This window comes from uncultured Ferrimonas sp. (genome assembly GCF_947489035.1).
GTDB lineage: Bacteria > Pseudomonadota > Gammaproteobacteria > Enterobacterales > Shewanellaceae > Ferrimonas.
On sequence record NZ_CANLCI010000012.1, the window covers coordinates 17,170 to 34,842 of the forward strand.

Consider the following 17,673-nt stretch of genomic DNA (forward strand, 5'->3'; position numbering starts at 1 on the left):
TCCTAAGGGTGAGTACCCATCATCTTCGAAATGATCGCCAGCATGGTTTCATCCGATCCCCCACCAATGGCGCTCAGGCGGCTATCGCGAAATGCCCGCGAGACCACGTTGTCCCAGGTGAACCCCATGCCGCCCCAATACTGCAAGCAGCCGCTGGTCACTTCACCGGTTAAGCGGCCTGTTTTCAGCTTCACCATCGACGCGATCAGCGAGATGTCTTGCCCCGCCACCATCTGCTCGACCCCGCGGTAACACAGCGCCCGCAAGGCTTCCACTTCGGTTTGCAGTTCGGCTAAGCGGTAGTGGATCACTTGGTTATCCAGCACCGAGCGGCCAAATATCTTGCGCTCGCGGGTGTAGTCGATGGTGTGGTTGATGCAGGCTTCCATCATCTTCAGTGAGCTTAAGCCCACCCACATCCGCTCCTCTTGGAACTGTTCCATCTGATGAATAAAGCCCAGGTTTTCCACCCCGATCAGGTGGCTCTGGGGCACGCGCACGTTATCAAAATAGATCTCGGCGGTATCGGAGGCACGCATCCCTAACTTATCAATCCGATCGGAAAAGCGGATCCCCGCGCAGGAGGTCGGCACGATGATCAGCGACTTATTTTTATGGGCGGGGCCATCGCCGGTATTAGCCAGCAAGCACAGGTAATCCGCTTGGGTCGAGTTGGTGATCCACATCTTCGAGCCGTTAATGACGTAATCGCCGCCCTGCTTGCGGGCGCTGGTTTTCAGGGCCGCCACATCCGAGCCCGCCCCCGCTTCACTCACCGCAATCGAGGTGACCAGCTCGCCGCTGATCGCAGGGGCTAGAAACTGGCGGCGCAGTTCGTCGCTGCCGTGTTTGGCCAACGCTGGGGTCGCCATGGTGGTTTGCACCCCCAACGCCATTGGGGTGCTGCCGTGCAATGCCGAACCAATCTCTTCGGCAAACACCGCTTGGTAGCTGTAATCCAGCCCCAAGCCGCCGTAGGCTTCGGGTTTATCAATGCCCAGCAACCCCAGTTCGCCCGCTTGGCGAAACAGGGTTTTGGCGGGAAAAATCCCCTGCTGTTCCCATTCATCAATATGGGGGTTGATGTGTTCGGCAACAAAGCGCTGCACGGTACGACGAAACTCGTCGTGGGTGGCGGTTAAAATCATCGAAAACTTTCCTTGTGTTAACCCCGATCCTGCAGGGGCATGGCTGCTGATGTTGATCGCTTGGGGTTACGATTGGTTCGCGCTTGATTCCTCGTTTGCCGCAAAAATCTGTGGCGTTTGCGCCCGATGAAAGCCGCCAAAGGGGGCGATGCTGGCTTGAGCTTGCTTGGGCAAGGCGCCATAAAAATTGGCCGAGCCGAATTGCGCCGCGCCATCCACTCGCAGAGTTTCGCCATTGATGTAACTGGCGGCGGGGCTTAATAAGAAGCACACCGCGCCGCTGACTTCGGCTTCGACCGCAAACCGCGCCAATGGCAAACGCTGAGCCAGATCCTGCAACTTGGCTTGAAATGGCGCGGGGTAAGTATCTAACCCCGATGACGCGATCAGCCCCGGCGCGACCGCATTCACCCGCACGCCATAGCGGCTCCATTCCCACGCGGCGGTTTTGGTGAGGTTTTCCATCCCCGCCCGAGCGGCACCGGTGTGGGCCATGCCGGGAAACCCGTTCACCGCATCGGCGGTAATGTTGACGATGGCACCGCCACAGCGTTGCATCGATTGGGTAAACAGCTCGCGGCTCATTAAAAAGCCGCCAATCAAATTGTTATTCACCACCGCGCTAAAGCCTTTGGCGGAGATCTGCGCCAGCTGCGCCGGATATTGGCCACCGGCGTTATTCACCAAGCCACTGATGGCGCCGTGCTTGGCCAGCATCTCGGCCACCACCTGTTGCACTCGCTCTTCATCGCGAATGTCGGCGACATAACAGTGGGCTTGGCCGCCATCGGCAGCGATCTCGGCAGCTACCGTTTCTAACTTCGCCAACGTGCGCCCCAGCAACAACACCGTGGCACCGAGCGAGGCCAGCTCATGGGCGATGCAGCGGCCAATGCCGCTGCCACCACCGGTGATCAGCATGGTGTGGCCAACAAACAGATCCGCCCGCAGTACCGAGCCAAAACCCGCGCCTTGATTGGGTTTATTCATTGCACTCTCCTGCGGCGTCCAGTTCAATCAATACGCTGCCTGCAGCCAGTTGTTGATTGGGTTTGGCGTGCACCTGCGCCACGGTGCCATCAATGGCCGCTTTAATGCTGTGTTCCATCTTCATCGCTTCCATCACCGCTAGGGTTTGACCGGCGCGAATGCTATCGCCCTCGGCCACCATCAGTGCCAACAAGGTGCCGTGCATCGGTGCCAACAACGTTGTTTGGCTGCCTTGATCGGCGCCACTGCCGCTCTCCGCCAGTGCATCAACAAATGACCAGTAATGCCCCGCCTGTTGCAGCACTAGCTGTGCCGGGTTGGGGCTGTGATAACCGCAATCAAATTGGTGGCCGTCCAGCAGCACCCGCAGCTGACAGCCATCGTCGTGCAGCAGGGTCAGTCGATGGGCGTCATCGCCGTACTGCAGTTGGTATTCGTTCGCCGCAAGCGCGGTGATCTGCAGCGAATATTGCTGCGCTTCGCAAGCCAGTTGATAGTGTCGTGCCGGTGCCGCTAAGCCCGCCAACGCCGCAGCTGTAGTGGGTGCCGTGGTGGCGGAAGTACAGGCCACTGCGCTGGCTCGATACAGCAACACCGCCGCCAGTTGCGCCAAGCCAGGGCGGGGATCGTGATCCGCGGCCAGCGGCTGTTGCCCTGCGGCAAAATGCTCGCCAATAAAGGCGGTGGTGGCCAGCCCCTGCACAAACTGCGGCTGCACCACAATCTGGCTTAATAGGGTTTGGTTGCTGCTGATCCCAAACAGCTGAGTACAATGCAGCGCCCGCTGTAAGCGCCGCAGCGCTTGGGCTCTATCAGCACCATGGGCAATGATTTTTGCCAACATCGGATCGTAATAAGGCGATACCTGCTGCCCTGCAGCAATGCCGCTGTCAAAGCGCACCCCTTGCGCTTGATAAGGGCGCCACTGGCTTACCTGACCACTGGCGGGCAGGTAGCCGTTGCGGCAATCTTCGGCATACAAGCGCACTTCCACCGCGTGCCCATTAAGCCGGATATCCGCTTGGGTCAGCCCCAGCGGTTGCCCTTGCGCCACCTGCAACTGCAACGCCACCAGATCGAGGCCGGTGATCATCTCGGTCACCGGATGCTCCACTTGCAAGCGGGTGTTCATCTCTAAAAAGTAAAACCGCTGCTGCTCATCCAGCAAAAACTCCACCGTGCCCGCGCCTTGGTAATCAATGCTTTTCGCTGCAGCAACCGCCGCTGCGCCCAAAGCGGCACGCAAGTCGCTATCCACCACCGGACAAGGTGCTTCCTCGACCACCTTTTGATGACGACGCTGCACCGAACAATCGCGCTCACCTAAGTGAATGATATTGCCGTGGCTGTCGCCAAACACCTGCACCTCGACGTGGCGAGCGTTCACCACCGCTTGTTCGAGGATAAGCTCATCACTGCCAAAGGCACTTAACGCTTCCGAGCGCGCCGATTGCAGCCCTTGGCTGAGCTCCGACAGCGTGTTAATCAAGCGCATGCCACGGCCACCACCGCCTGCAGCGGCTTTGACCATCAGTGGGGTGCCGATGGAGCTGGCCGCATCGTGCAAACTGGCGTCGTCCTGCGCTTCGCCTTGATAGCCACGGATACACGGCACCTGCGCCGCCAGCATCCGCCGTTTGGCCGCGGCCTTGTTGCCCATCAGTTCAATCGCGGTGGGGCTGGGGCCGATGAAGACGATGTTATGCGCCGCACACTGGCGAGCAAACTCGGCGTTTTCCGATAAAAAGCCGTAGCCTGGGTGGATCGCTTCGGCGCCACTGCGCTGCGCGGCGGTGAGGATCGCTTCGATCGACAGATAGCTGCTGTGTGCGGCGGCGGCACCAATCAATATCGCTTCGTCCGCCAGCTGCACATGGGGGGCATCCACGTCGGCCTCGGAATACACCGCAATGGTGCGGTAGCCCTGCGCCTTGGCGGTGGTTAGCACCCGTACCGCGATTTCGCCACGGTTGGCCACCAATACACTTGAAAACTGCGCCATGGTTATACCTCGCTGCGCCAATGCGGGGCGCGCTTTTCGAAAAAGGCGCGAAAGCCCTCTTGCCCTTGTGCGCTCAGCAAACAGGCCGAAAATTCATCGGCGGCGTATTGGATCATGGCGCTGGGATCGAGCTGGCCGACTTGGGCGATAACCCGCTTGGTGGCGGCCACTGCATTGGGGCTGCAATGCAGCAGTTGGCTGCGGATCTGCAACTCGCACTGCTCAATGGCCGCCGCATCGGCGCTCACCACGTAATCGGCTAAGCCCAATTGCTGCGCCTGCTCACCATCGAACGAGGTCGCTAACAGCATCAATTTGCGGGCCTGCGCTCGGCCAACGCGCTCAATCACGTAGGGGGCGATCTGCGCGGGGGTTTGGCCGATCCGCACTTCGCTCAGGCTGTACTTGGCGCTGTTGGTCGAGAGCAGCAGATCGGCGGCACAGGCCAAGCCAAAACCACCGGCCATCGCCGCCCCTTCAACCAGCGCCACCGTCAGTTGCGGCAGCTGCCGAAACGCCGCAAACAAGCCACCGGCGTCCACGCTCATCTGCCGCGCTAACGCCGGTGCCTGGGCGCCCGCTTCACTTAACTGGGCAAACCCTTTTAGATCGCCGCCAGCGCAAAACACCCCGCCACGCCCGCGTAAAGTAACGCCGCGAATGCACTTATCTGTCGCCAGCTGGCGAAACACCTGCTGCAGTTCTGTTGCCATCTGTGCCGACAGCGCATTACGCACCTTCGGTCGGTTCAACCAAATAGTGAGCCACTGTCCGTCGGTGTGTAACTCTAAGGTTTGCAGCGCTAGGCTTGCCCATTGGGGCGCGTTATCGCTCTTGGGGGTCGCCATTTCAACGTCACTGTACTTGTTGCTGTCCATGTTCTGATCCTTATGCCCGCTCGGTTACATTCGGCCAATGCCAAAAGTGTTGGGTTGCAGTTGCGTTTGCTTGGCGCTTTGGCACACATCCAGCACTAAGCCGATCACATCGCGGCTGTGGCGCGGATCGATGATGCCGTCGTCCAGCAATCGCCCCGAGGTGTAAAACGCGTCAGATTGCTTGTCGAAATGCGCGCAGATCTGCGCCTCTTGGGCGGCTAAGCGCGCCTCATCAATGGCCACGCCTTTACGCGCCGCGCCATCCCGCGCCAATTGCGACATGGTTTTCGCGGCAGATTCGCCCCCCATCACCCCGATTTTGGCGTTGGGCCAACTGAACAGAAAATCCGGCTGATAGCCCAAGCCACACATGCCGTAGTTGCCTGCACCAAAACTGGCGCCCACCATCAGGGTGATCCGGGGTACCCGCGCATTACGCACCGCTTGGATCATCTTGGCGCCATGTTTAATGATGCCGCCCTGCTCCATCGCCGTACCCACCATGTAGCCGGTGATGTTTTGCAAAAACAGCAGCGGCGTTTGCGCCTGATCGCACAACTGAATGAACTGCGCCGCTTTACAGGCGCCGTCGGCGTCAATTGGCCCATTATTGGCGATGATGCCGCAATCCATGCCATGAATACGCGCTTGCACACACACGGTGGCTGCGCCGTAACCGGCCTTAAATTGCAGAAATTGCGAGCCATCCACCAAACGGGCGATCAGCTCAAGGCAGTTATAGGGCTTGCGATAATCGTCGCTAACCAAACCTAAGATCTCCTCGGCTGGGTAGTGCGGCGCCAAGGGGGGGTGGCCTGCGGCTGCTTTGGGCTGGGCATTGACTGGCGGGGTGGGCCAATTCAAGCGCCCCATCAACTCCTGACACAAACCGATGGCGTGGCTGTCGTTGTCGGCCAAATATTCCACCAACCCCGACACCGTGGCGTGCATCTGCGCGCCGCCCAGTTGTTGATCATCCGCTTCCTCGCCGGTGGCCGCTTTCAGCAAGGCGGGCCCCGCTAAATAGGCTTTGCCGTTGTCTTTTACTCCGATCACGTAATCGCTCATGCCCGGCATGTAAGCACCGCCAGCCGCGGAGGGCCCATGCAAAATGGCAATGGTGGGAATGCCTGCCGCCGACAGCTGCGCCAGCTTGCCAAAGATGGCGCCGCCTTCGAGCCACATCTCCACTTGATACTCCATCAAGTTGGCACCGGCGCTTTCCACCAGATGGATAAACGGCAGCTTTTGCTGCAGGGCGATATCTTGGGCGCGGGACATCTTTTTGGCGGTAATGGTGCTGGCGGCACCGGCGTTAATGCCAGCGTCGTCAACAAACACCAAACAGCGCACGCCGCCAACGTAGCCAATGCCAGAGATGGCGCTGGCGCCGGGAACGGATCTCTCTGCTTGGCTGCTATCCAGCAGATAGCCGGCCATATTGTGCAACTCTAAGAACGGCTGGCCGGGATCGAGCAAACGGCTTAATCGCTCTTGTGGCAGCAGCTTATTTTTCTTGGCAAAGCGTTCAGCACTGCGGTTCGAGCTTGCCAGCGTGCGCTGCCGTAACTGTTGCAGCTGCGCCACCTTGCTCAGCATTGCGTCGCGGTTGCTGTGGTATTCGTCACTGTGCGGATCCAGCTGAGTTTGAAATGGGATCATGCCTTTTGCTCCTGCGTTATCGGTTGCAAGCCAAAACGCTGAGCCACTGCGGCGGGCACAACGATGGGCTCGGCCAACAGCAGCTGGGCGTAACCTTTGCCTTGGGGATCCACCCGCAAACTGGCGACACCGCCACCGCCCAGCACCTGATGCAGTAGGAAATTAAGACTGTGACTGCCCGGCAGATAGAAACGCTCAACCCCCGTGTTCACTGCGTGAGCCGTGTCGGGGCTTAACTCTTGGGCCGACGCAAAGCCGAAGAAATGACGGAAGCGTTCGGCCACGTTGGCGCAACTAAGGCTGGCGGCAATGTAGGGCAGAAACTGCGGCTGACGGGCGATAATGCCCACATTGGCGTTATCGCCTTTGTCGCCACTGCGTCCCCACGCCAGTTGCTGTAACGGCACTTGCACGGTGTCGCCATCCAGGTTTGCCGTGGGAATAACATGGCGAGCAACCCTGTGCGTTGCGGCCACACTTGGTGGGCAGCCCAGTTCCGCGTCGGTCAATAAACGGGGCTGGCTGCCATCGCCTAAATCCAGCTGCACCGCCAGCGCCGATTTGGGCAATAAGCAAGAAAACAACTTGATGACCGGCGAAGGTTTTGGCCGCGCCCCAGCAAAGCCGGTTAACCCCGGCGGCCCAGACAGTGCCATGCCGACCAACTCTTTTAACAGCACCCCGATGCCTTTGCCGCTGGGGTGGCGCGCCGCAATTTTCAGATCCACTTCACGGGCGTTAACGCTGGGGGCTGCGGCACCAAATTGGCTGTCGGCGCCGATCACCTCAACGCTGGTTTCGGTAAATGGCGGCAACCGATAACGCTTAAGCATGTCGCTGGCACGGGCCAGCACACTGTGGGCAAATTTATCGGCTTTGGCCGCCGCATCTTGGCCATAAATGGTAAAGACGTGACCGCCGCGATAGCCATCGGCGTAGGTAAGGCTGACTTTATAATCGCTAGGCGCGCCATGACCGCGGGCACCGGTTAGCCGCACCTGATCGTTATCTTGCTGGCTCAGCACCACTTCGCTGAAATCACAGATCACATCCGGCAACAGGTAACACTGTGGATCGCCAATCTCATACAGCATCTGCTCAGCCACGGTGGCGACCGACACCAAGCCGCCACTGTCGGCCGCTTTGCTGATCACCACTTGGCCATCGGCGCTGATCTCGGCAATGGGGTAACCCACCTGTGCCATCTGCTCAGACAGTTCGAGGTAATCGGTAAAGTTACCGCCACAGGCCTGAGCGCCGCATTCGATAATGTGACCCGCCAGACTGGCCTGCGCCAACAGATCAAACTGATCCCGCTGCCAGCCAAAGTGGTGTAAGCAAGCGCCAAGGGTAACGGCGCTATCCACGCAGCGACCGGTGATCACAATATCAGCGCCGCCCGCCAGTGCCGCCGCAATCGGGGCGGCCCCAAGGTAAGCGTTGGCGCTGGCGATGCGCTCTGGCGGAGGCAGCGCCGCGCCAGTGAACATCTCGGTGGGCTGCTGTTGTTGCAGCAACGCCATCTGCTCAGCGAGATCGTCGCCGCTGATCACCGCAACGGTTAACGACAGCTTGGCTTCGGCGATCAACTGCCGCAGCGCAGCGGCACAGGCGTGGGGGTTGATCCCGCCGGCGTTGCTGATCACCTTCACCCCCTTGGCGGCAATGGTGGCTAAATTGGGCTTCATGGCGGCGCTAACAAAATCGGTGGCGTAGCCCAGGCTGGGATCGGCCTGCCGCGCCCGCGCTAAGATCGACATGGTGATCTCAGCCAGATAGTCGTACACCAAATAATCGATGTCGCCGCTGGCGAGCAGCTGCGGGGTGGCGATGGCGGCATCGCCCCAGTAACCACTGGCGCCGCCGATGCGGATCGGGTTGCTTGTATCGTTCACGTGCCTGTCCTTGGGTGCGTGTTGGGTTTCGATACTGCGGAAACCGGTCAACTTATGTTCTGCTCAGTTATATTGAGCAAAGCACTAGTGACTGGCAACCCCTTTTTGAAGTTCGGCTCAATTTTTTATATGCTCGGCTCAATCAAGCCCGACAAGCAGAGAACCTCCGTGGCCGCGAACACCAGCGTAAATAGCAACAGCAAGCCCAAACCTCGGCAACGGGTAGAGGATCGTGAAGACGATATTCTTAACGCCGCCGCCACCCTGTTTGCTGAAAAAGGCTTTCATGGCACCAGCACCCGCGTGGTTGCCGCCGCCGCTAAGGTGTCTGAAGGCACCGTGTATCACTATTTCAGCAATAAAAACGCCCTGCTTGAGGGCATTTTGCAGCGCTTTTACCGCGATCTTACCGCCTCGGCTGGACGCGCCATTGAACAAGAACTGGACACCAAATCCCGCCTGGTGCGCTTGGCACACCATCACATCAGCCGCTGCTGCGCTGATAATTTTCTGTTGATCCGTTCGTTGCAGGTCTATTTAAGCGTGAATGCCGAGGTGTATCTGGATTATCGCCAGTCGAGTTTGTATCGCGTTAATCGCGATTACACCAAGGTGTTTGATGGGGTGATCCGCGAAGGGATCGCCCGTGGCGAGCTGGATCCGCAGCTGGAGCTGGGGGTGATCCGCGATCTCTACTTTGGCGGCTTTGAATACAGTGCCCGCACCCTACTGAGCAAAGCGATCACCAGCGACGACGCCTTGGCCCAACACGCCCAGCGCTTGGTGGAGCCGGTATGGCGCGCCATCAGCCTGCACCCTCGCCCAATTGCCTCTACCAGTGCTGAAACCACCACTGCGGGTGTTGCCATTGCCGCGCATGATGGGCATGGTGCAAGTGCAGCCAAGCTCAGCCAACAACAAGCCGAAACCGCCAGTCGACTGGAAGCGGTGTGCGCCCGCTTAGAAGCACTGGCGGCAAACAGCGGTGCTCAGGAGGGTAACGGCCAGTGAGCCTCTCAACGTTATTTACCAGCCCACGGCTTGAAGTAAGCCAAGTCACCTTGCCATTAACCACCACTGAGCATCAGCAACTGATCGACGCTGCCATCACCCTACTGACGCCTGCAGTGGTGGCGCCGCTGCCGCCCTACTTTGCCGCAGTTACCGACCAAGCCAGCGCTGCGATCTGGCTAGATAGAATGCTGGCCGACAGCACCTTGCTGCTGGTGTCTAGCCAGCAACAGGCCATCGGCTTCTGCTTCGCCTTCGCTGAGCCAGAGCAGGTGCACATCGGTTACCTGCTCGGGCAAGCGTATTGGGGCCAAGGCTTGGCGACGGAGCTGTTACGCCACTGGATCGACTGGGCACAACACCACAGTTATTGGCAGCGGCTTATCGGCGGCGTTGGTCGTGATAATCCCGCCTCCGCCGCGGTATTACGTAAACTGGGATTTGAACTAGGCCAGCAACAAGGCGACACTGATTTCTATCAGTTAATCTTATCGCGCTAAGCCGCCACAGCAGGAATGCCCACATCGCCACTGCCGCTCGCACTCATCCCCTTGCCCCGAACCACGCCAAGATAACCCTGCGCCGCCAAGGGCAGCTGTGGCGGGGGCAATTTGCAGCGATGGCCAGCGATTGCCAGTTGTTGATTGAGGATTGCCCCCAAGCCTTAGCGCAGCAACTGCTGCAACGGGCAGCGCAAATCACTTGGCGAATTGAAGCCAAGTACAGCCGCTACCGCTGCGATAACCTATGCCACGCCATTAACCACAGCGCGGGTAAGCCAGTCGCCATCGACAACGAAACCCACCGGCTGCTGTGTTTTGGTCAGCAATGCTTTGCGTTAAGTGATGGCTTGTTTGATCTCAGTGCTGGGGTACTGCGACGAGCGTGGCGCTTTGATGGCGGTGATCAACTGCCAACTCAAGCCCAAATTGATGCGTTGCTGCCGCTGATTGGCTGGGAAAAAGTGCAGTTTGACCAAAGCCAGATCACCCTGCCAACGGGGATGGAGCTGGACTTTGGCGGCATTGGCAAAGAGTATGCGGTGGATTGTGTGGCAGCGATGCTGGCGCAGCAGGCACCGCAATTATCGGTGTTAGTGAACTTTGGTGGCGACATCGCCGTGTCTCAACCCAAAACCGACGGCAGTGGGTGGCAGATTGGGATCAGCCAGCTGGGCATGCTCGATCACGCCAGTGAGGTGCTGAGCATCCGTGCTGGGGCGCTGGCCACCAGTGGTGACAGCCAGCGTTATCTTTTAAAAGATGGGATACGCTACAGCCACATTTTAAACCCGAAAAGCGGCTGGGCCATCAGCCAAGCACCAGCGCAGCTTACCGTGGCGGGGGCAAGCTGCTTGCACGCGGGTTTACTCAGCACCTTGGCGCTACTGCACGGCGCCGATGCCGAAGCCTTTATTGCCGCCCAAGGGGTGGATTATTGGCTCAGTCACTGGCCGCAGGATTAAAGCGGAAACAGCGCCAACGGCACTTGATGGGCAATTAGATGTTCTTGGGTGCGGGTTTGCCGATGCTTGCCCATGGTGCGCAGGAGTTGTTCGCCCCATTCTGGTTTATTAGTGCGCTCTGCCAGTCCATTAAGGCTCTCTCTTTGGGCGTAAAAGCGCGATTCAGCACCGATCAGTTGTTGCCACTGTGGATGCAACAAATACTCCCACTGGGCTTGCTGCGGTAGCAGCGCCCACTCGGCACCACTGGAAATCGCGATCTCGATGCCTGCCGGATCAAAATCGGCAAACACCACCTTGTTAACGTGAGTGAGCTGGCGAAACCATTGATAAGCGGCGCTGGTGTGATTGTCGTTGGCGTCGCCGCGATAGAGAAACAGCGCACCTTGCAGCTCATCCGGCAACTGCAGTTGCGCCAGTGCCGTCATTACCGCGAGGTTTTCCACCAGCACCACGCAGTCATGCTCGATACGCTCTATCTCACGCCAATTGAGCATCACGCCACTGCGGTTAACCTTGTGGATGGGCAAGCGCAGACCATTTACGCATACGGTGCTTAGAGCGCTAGCCAGCACTAAATCGGCACCAACGGGGCGACTGCCGCCCTTTTCGTTGTTATGGGTTTTGGCCAATTCGATGCGAGTTGGCAGCAGATCCTTGCTTTTAGCCATCGGTGATTGTTGTTAGCCCTTAGCTGGCGGCGCGAAAGCGCACGGTAACGTCGCTGTAGGTGAAGTTGTTGTTGGTGCCATCTTTCAGCGCTTCTTGCAGTTGCAGATCGATGGCCTGCTGCATGGTGATGCTGAGATTGCAGTAGTAACCAAACACCAATTCAATCCACATCTGTGGTTCCAGTTGCTGATCTTTTTCGGCCCAGCTTGGCTGCTGTTGTTGCCAATAGGCCAAGGCGCTCAGTTCGGTTTGCGCCAGCGCCAACTCGAAGTAACGCTCTACTTCATCCAGCGCCCAATCGCTGATGTAACCGAGGATCTCCAGCGGCTGATCTTCAACGGCTACCCCTTCACGGCCACGTTGATCCGGCTGGGCCTGACTGAGCTTACGCAGGTGCTGGACAATGCCAACTAAGTCATCCTCTTGGGTGCTAGAGCGCACGTCCGGCAAGCCGCCCATCGCCAGTTTCGGCGACAGTTTCAGCGGTTGCGGCAAGGCCGCATCCAGATGCAGATCCTCTGGCAGTTGGTACTCTGGGTGCTGGCGCAGGTAACGCGCCATGCCCTTAAGCTGGTTGGCTTGTTTTACCTGACGGCGCAGGCGGAACAGGCTTTGGCGCATCTTGTCGATGGTGTGCGCCAAGCGTTGCAGTGCATCCCGATACCAACGAATAAAGCCGGTGATCTTACGGGCGAGTTCGGTAGGCGCGGCTTCAAAGATCCAGTCGTAACAGATGGCCGGATCGATCTGCTGCAGTTCGTTAAGCAGCTTTTGGGCGTAATCCAACGCTTTTTGGTTTTCCCGCACCTTGGCCCCCAAGGTGGCCACAAAACCAAACTGGCTGGAGATGGCGTAGTGCATGTTGTCCAAGCTGGTGGTTAAGCTGTCTCGCGCTTCGTAAGCCAAGTCGTCAAACTGATCGAGGTAGTGCTCGGCGTCATCCAGTTGGTTGTTCAGGTAGGAATCGCGGTAGTCGTCCACCGCTTCTTCCATCGCTTCAATCACCTTGCCCATGTCGGTCAACTGACGGTAGGAGCTTTGATGACGCAGTAATTTGTTCAGCAGCCGCTTTAGATCGGTGGCGATGCGGTAATCACCCAGATCTTCCTCTGGCCGCAGCAACTTGGCTTTGTGCAGCGCCCGCAACTGGCTGTCGCTGTCGCTGGTGGCGCTGATGGTGCCATCCACGTAGGCGGCGCTCAGCGGCTGATCCGCTTGGCCAATTTGCCGCAGCAGCGCCGCAACTTGATTGCGATCGTAACCGGCCATTACAGCAGCAGCTCCGATTGGGCGCTGGGCTCTTGCACTTCCGGCAGTTCCAGCTTTTCGCTGTCGTTCAGAAACTCAATCAGCAGGTAGATCAGATCAAAGCGTGCGGTGGCGTAGTAGCTGTTGCTGCCTTGGGCGTGGCGCACTAAGTAACCCAGCTCTTCCAGCTTGGCGAACACGGTGCCCAGTTGATCCCGCAGCTCTAACCGGTTGGTTTTAAACGGCGCCATATTGGTTAGCCGCCGCAGTTGCTCGGTTAGGGTTTGATCGTGCTCAAACGCTTCCAGCAATGCAGTAAATTTGATGCTGTCTTTGGCGCGCAGTGGCACATCCGAACCGGTGGCTTGCAGCAGCATATCCAGCCACTCCACCAGCGGTCGAAAATGACTGCGCATCGAGCTAAACAGTTCGCTGATCTTCTTGCGGTTGCTGTCGTCCACGCTGTTGTAGGTGCAGTAGTAGGCACCGGCGGATTCAAAGTGCGTTAGGCTGCGCTCCAGCTTCTGCAGAAACTCGTCTACTTCTTGGCTGTTGCTGGCCGATTGCAGGTACTCATGTTCATCTGGGTAGGCGGTTTGGCAGATCACTTCGCCAGCCAACAGGGTTTCAATGGTGTGTTTAAACATGGGTTGGTGCCTCACTCTGCTTGGCCGCGCGAGCTGCCATTAACTGCTCTAACTTCGACATCGGCACATGGGCCTGATAGATCTTGCTGTCTTTCAGCTTGTAGTGATTCTGGTAGAGCGCCAGCACTTGCCGATCGGTGGCTGGGGATGCCGACAAAATCTGAATGGCGTTGCCATCAAACATATCCAGCAGCAGCTTAATGTTTTCGGCCGCCAGCTCACCCAGCTCATCCACCGGCAAAATAATGCTGCTTGGGATCTTGCTGTCTCCCCGCAGCATCGCCAACAACCCAGCAAACAGCGACAGCATCGCCAAATAGGACAAGCCCGTAGAGCTGACTTTCTTCAGCTGGCGCGCGTTGCGGGCGCGTTTTACCTGCCCTTTCTCGGTGATCACAAACTCCAAATCGAACAGATCGTTGTGCTCAAGCTGCACCCCTTCCGCTGGCAGCACTCGTGCCAGATCGCGCATGGCGGTGATCAGCTCTTCCGGGATGTCGCTGTTGGCGTCATTAAGCTGATCTTTGGCCAGTTCATAGCACTCGGAGAAGCTCTTCAGTGGTCGCCAGTATTCCAGCTGATCCAGCTTGGTGACGGTGCCGACGCTGATCTCGGCAAAGGCTTCAAACTTGGCCAGCTCGGTTACTCGCTCTGACAGTTTGCGCCCCACCAGTTTGATGCGGCGATCGAAGTTGGCCAGATGCTGATAGAACTCGTTGATCATGTTGGCGTTGGTTTGGATCAGCAAGCCGGTAGAGGCTTTAAGCTGACCGGCGCTTTGCAACAGATCCGTCAGTGGGGCGCGGTACTTGAGTACGGTTTCACAGCCTTCAAAACGGTCATTATCTGCCACCAACTTGACCCACGATTCATACAGGCTCGATTTGCCGTGCTTGATGCGTAAGGTGCTGGCAAAGCTGCTGATCTCTTTGGTGAGGGTTTTCTCTAACAGGCTGAACTGATCCAGATTCTGCTTTACAAAATCCGGCAGCATCTGCGCTTGGTAGCGCGGCATGTTGCCATCGAGCTGCGGCTCTAACGCCAGTGGTTGCACGCTGGCGCTGGCGCGTTCCAGATGGGCCAACAGCTCGGCGCTGCGTTCCGCTTTCTGTTTGAGCTTATCCAGTTCATTGCGCTGGCTGCGGCGGCTGCCTTGATAGTCTTGTTCCAGCTGCTGCAAGGCGCTGTCGCCCTGATTGGCTTGCTGCTGCAGGCTCATCAACGCTTGGCCTAGGGCGTCGCGCTGGCTGTACTGCTTGCTGATAAAGTCGGCGTAGATCCGCGCTTTGTTTTCAAATTCGGCGCATTGCTGCAGCTTGGCGTTCAGCTCTCGTCGCTCTTGGTGGCGACGATCAATCTCGCCATCGGGATCGATCTGATCCAGCGCTTGCTTCTGCTGGCGCTTGTAATCTTTGCGGCGTTCGTTGGTGCTTGCGGTTAATTCACTTAAACGCTGCGCCAAGGTGTCCAGCTGCAGATCGCGATCGGTTTCGATGGTAGAGCGTTGTTCCAGAAAGCCATTGTGCAGTTCATGCAACTGATCTTGCGCTAAATCATCGTGCTGCTGCTGTTGCTGCTTCAGCTGTTGCAGCTGTTTTCGCAGCTGCTCTGCATCGGCGTCCAGTTCAAGCAAGCGCTGTTTAATGGATTCATCGCGCAGATGGTGCTGTCGTTCAAGCTGTTGCTGCAGCTGTTCAATCTGCCCCGCCAGCTTGCGCTCTTGCTGCTGGTTGTTAGCGAATTGCCCCTGCCACTGAGCAACCTCTTTGCCCTGTTTTTCCAGCAAGGCGTTGATGTCACTGAGCAGCTGTTCTTGGCTGCTGTGCTGCTGTTCCAGCTCTGCCAAACGCGCCTGCAGTTGGGCTTCGTTTTGCGCCAGCGGGTTGGTGTGTTGCAGCGCACTAAGATCCAGCTTTACCCCATAGAGGGATTGCAGCCCGTCACCGCTCCAGTTTGGTGCCAGATCGGTGCGAGCCAACAGCTGCGGTGCCAGCAAGGCGCCGATGGTTTGCTTCCAACCATCGGCTTCTGGTTGTTGATCTAAGAAGGCGTGTAACGAGCCATCCGCCGGATTGAGCTGTTGCGAGACGGCGTCGCGCTCGGCGCTGAGATCCCGCAGACGGTTCTGTTCGGTGCCCAGCTTGTTTAAGGCGCGGTCGCGATCGCGCTCGGCGGTGCCAAGCCGTTTGTTGATCTCGCTTTGCGCCAACAGCAGTTCACTGCGCTGCTGCTGGGCGCTGGCCAACTGCTGCTGGCTTTGTTGCAGCCCCTGTTCGATGGTTGGATCCACCGCTGGCCGCTGCCGCGAGTCGGCGTTCACCTGCTGCTGGTGTTGCAGCTGCATCAGCTTTTGTTTCAGTTCGAGGCTGCGGCCATCTTGCTGTTGCTCTAACTCGCGCCGCTGGGTTTGATAACCCTGCTGGATGGTGTCTAGCTGGCGGCTGGCGTTATCGCGGATCACCGCCATCTGCCGGTTCAGATCGCCATCTTCCTGCGCTAACTGCAGCTCCAGCTTGTGCAGCAAGTCGCGGTATTTATCGGCAATCTTGGCCACGTCGCCTTCAAGGCTAACGATGATCTGCTCAACGTCTTGCAGCTGCGAGCTAAAACGGCCCTTCTCATCGGCTTTGAGTTGATAAGAGGCGGCGTCATCGTCATCGAAGTTGGCTTTTTGCTCATCCAAGCGATCACACTCGGTTTGCTTGGCGTGCAGCTGATCCTTCACCAGCGTCAGTTCGCCTTTAAGTTGATCGCGCTGGCTGTCGTAGTTGCTCTCTAGCGCTTTCAGGCTTGCCCGAACCGCTTTGATGCTGTCGTCCAGCTGTTGTTGTTGTTCGCTTAATTGGCTGTTTTCATCCGCCAGCAGCGCCGTTAGGTGGCGCAGTTCCAGCAGGTGCTGCTCTAACTGAGTGAACTCACCCTGCCAGCGTTCAATTTTACCGGCCACCGCGTGCACTTCGCGGCTGGCCTGAATGTCGCTGAGCCAAGCGCCGATCTCATCTTTATTAAGCTGCATCGGCTCGCGGTGATCATCCCCTTGGCCACGGGCGAGAAAATCCGCGGTAATGGCCACCAGCATCTTTTTCACTGCGTCGAAATCGAGGTTTTTCTCGATGGTGCCATTAACCACTCGCTCCACATGGGGCATCGGAACATGGCTGAAGGCAAAGCGGCGCTGCAACTCGCGAATGTTGGCACTGGTGCGGCCTTCCCGCAGGTTTTGAATCACCTGGCGGTACTGCGTCACATTGAGGTAGTTCGACTTAAAGACGTTACGGCCGTAGTTGCGCTCAATCTCGGCCACCTTGAATGGGCGGTGATCGGCGCTGATAAAATGTTGTTGCTGATAGGGCGCATCGATCAGCTTGTACTGCATATTGCGGCCACCGGCGCAGCTGGCCACCATGCAGCACTGTTGGGTGCTGTAGCTGTCGGCGCGCTGGTATTCATACACCAGCAAGCTGGATTCCCGCGGCAGGTAGTAATCCACAAAGTTTTTGGACTGATCCACCTTAGAAACGATGTCACCAGGACGCATGCCATAAAACAGCGGCAACAGACGCATCAACGACGTTTTACCCGCACCGTTGGTTCCCTCTAATTGGGTGTGGCCGTCAAAATCGATCTCGTTAACTTTTCCTTTCCAAAAGCTATCGATAATAATGATGCGACGTAAACGGAACGCCTGTTGATCCATGAAGTTACCTTACCTAAACAAAAGCCACGCACAGAGTGTGAATCGGCTAGATTACCCCAGCGGCGGCGCGAGCGACAACCGTAGCGCTGTATCGACGCGATAGCGCTTTATCAACTGCCCTCTTTTTCTGCAAAGCGGTTATTTCACCATCAACTTTCAGCCTGATCCGCCGCGGCGTATTTTGCCTTTGCTGCCGATTTAATCACGCGAATTGACTACAAAACCGACCGTTGTCGCCAACAACGCTATCCTTGTAACGCTTAAGCCCGATTTGCGCCGTTCCACACTTGAGAAACTGCGCCACACAGGTAAGATGGGCGATTCTCGGATTTTCCCGAGATAAACCGGTAACTGCCGG

Annotated in this window: 13 protein-coding genes; 3 read left to right on the forward strand and 10 right to left on the reverse strand. The window is 57.8% G+C overall.

Annotated features, from left to right (window positions below):
• Window positions 1–2: 2 nt before the first annotated feature.
• The 6 genes from Q0796_RS09045 to Q0796_RS09070 all read right to left on the reverse strand — a co-directional run bounded on the left by Q0796_RS09045 (window position 3) and on the right by Q0796_RS09070 (window position 8,575).
• Entirely contained in the window at window positions 3–1,148 is a 1,146-nt protein-coding gene (locus tag Q0796_RS09045) for an acyl-CoA dehydrogenase family protein (protein WP_298442136.1), read from the reverse strand.
• 66 nt (window positions 1,149–1,214) lie between these two features.
• Window positions 1,215–2,138 (reverse strand): SDR family oxidoreductase, encoded by a 924-nt coding sequence (locus Q0796_RS09050; protein ID WP_298442137.1) that lies wholly within the window; start codon window positions 2,136–2,138, stop codon window positions 1,215–1,217.
• Window positions 2,131–4,140, reverse strand: a complete 2,010-nt coding sequence (locus Q0796_RS09055; protein WP_298442138.1) for an acetyl-CoA carboxylase biotin carboxylase subunit — start codon at window positions 4,138–4,140, stop codon at window positions 2,131–2,133. The genes Q0796_RS09050 and Q0796_RS09055 overlap by 8 nt, the downstream gene beginning before the upstream one ends.
• Window positions 4,141–4,142: 2 nt before the next feature.
• Window positions 4,143–5,018, reverse strand: coding sequence for an enoyl-CoA hydratase-related protein (locus tag Q0796_RS09060; protein ID WP_298442139.1), 876 nt, complete (start codon window positions 5,016–5,018; stop codon window positions 4,143–4,145).
• 24 nt (window positions 5,019–5,042) lie between these two features.
• Window positions 5,043–6,680 carry a carboxyl transferase domain-containing protein gene (locus tag Q0796_RS09065; RefSeq protein WP_298442141.1) on the reverse strand — a complete coding sequence of 546 codons (1,638 nt, stop codon included), beginning with the start codon at window positions 6,678–6,680 and terminating at the stop codon, window positions 5,043–5,045.
• Complete coding sequence (locus Q0796_RS09070; protein ID WP_298442143.1) at window positions 6,677–8,575, reverse strand: acyclic terpene utilization AtuA family protein; 1,899 nt, start codon at window positions 8,573–8,575, stop codon at window positions 6,677–6,679. Before Q0796_RS09070 ends, Q0796_RS09065 begins: the two co-directional genes overlap by 4 nt.
• A 168-nt stretch (window positions 8,576–8,743) precedes the next feature.
• Between Q0796_RS09070 and Q0796_RS09075 the strand changes: the two genes are divergently transcribed.
• From Q0796_RS09075 to Q0796_RS09085, 3 genes are all read left to right on the forward strand, one after another.
• Window positions 8,744–9,586, forward strand: coding sequence for a TetR/AcrR family transcriptional regulator (locus Q0796_RS09075; RefSeq protein ID WP_298442145.1), 843 nt, complete (start codon window positions 8,744–8,746; stop codon window positions 9,584–9,586).
• On the forward strand, window positions 9,583–10,086 hold the full coding sequence (locus tag Q0796_RS09080) for a GNAT family N-acetyltransferase (protein ID WP_298442147.1): 504 nt from the start codon (window positions 9,583–9,585) through the stop codon (window positions 10,084–10,086). The genes Q0796_RS09075 and Q0796_RS09080 overlap by 4 nt, the downstream gene beginning before the upstream one ends.
• 119 nt (window positions 10,087–10,205) lie before the next feature.
• Window positions 10,206–11,051, forward strand: a complete 846-nt coding sequence (locus tag Q0796_RS09085; protein WP_298442149.1) for an FAD:protein FMN transferase — start codon at window positions 10,206–10,208, stop codon at window positions 11,049–11,051.
• On the opposite strand, the gene Q0796_RS09090 is transcribed toward Q0796_RS09085, so the two are convergent.
• From Q0796_RS09090 to Q0796_RS09105, 4 genes are read right to left on the reverse strand one after another with little or no spacing between them, the layout of a single operon-like run.
• Window positions 11,048–11,722 (reverse strand): hypothetical protein, encoded by a 675-nt coding sequence (locus Q0796_RS09090; RefSeq protein ID WP_298442151.1) that lies wholly within the window; start codon window positions 11,720–11,722, stop codon window positions 11,048–11,050. The genes Q0796_RS09085 and Q0796_RS09090 overlap by 4 nt on opposite strands.
• A gap of 19 nt (window positions 11,723–11,741) precedes the next feature.
• The gene (locus Q0796_RS09095; protein WP_298442153.1) at window positions 11,742–12,992 is read right to left on the reverse strand and encodes a hypothetical protein; all 1,251 of its coding nucleotides are present in this window, start codon (window positions 12,990–12,992) and stop codon (window positions 11,742–11,744) included.
• On the reverse strand, window positions 12,992–13,618 hold the full coding sequence (locus Q0796_RS09100; RefSeq protein ID WP_298442154.1) for a hypothetical protein: 627 nt from the start codon (window positions 13,616–13,618) through the stop codon (window positions 12,992–12,994). The genes Q0796_RS09095 and Q0796_RS09100 overlap by 1 nt, the downstream gene beginning before the upstream one ends.
• Window positions 13,611–17,315 carry an ATP-binding protein gene (locus tag Q0796_RS09105; protein ID WP_298442155.1) on the reverse strand — a complete coding sequence of 1,235 codons (3,705 nt, stop codon included), beginning with the start codon at window positions 17,313–17,315 and terminating at the stop codon, window positions 13,611–13,613. The genes Q0796_RS09100 and Q0796_RS09105 overlap by 8 nt, the downstream gene beginning before the upstream one ends.
• Window positions 17,316–17,673 lie beyond the last annotated feature (358 nt).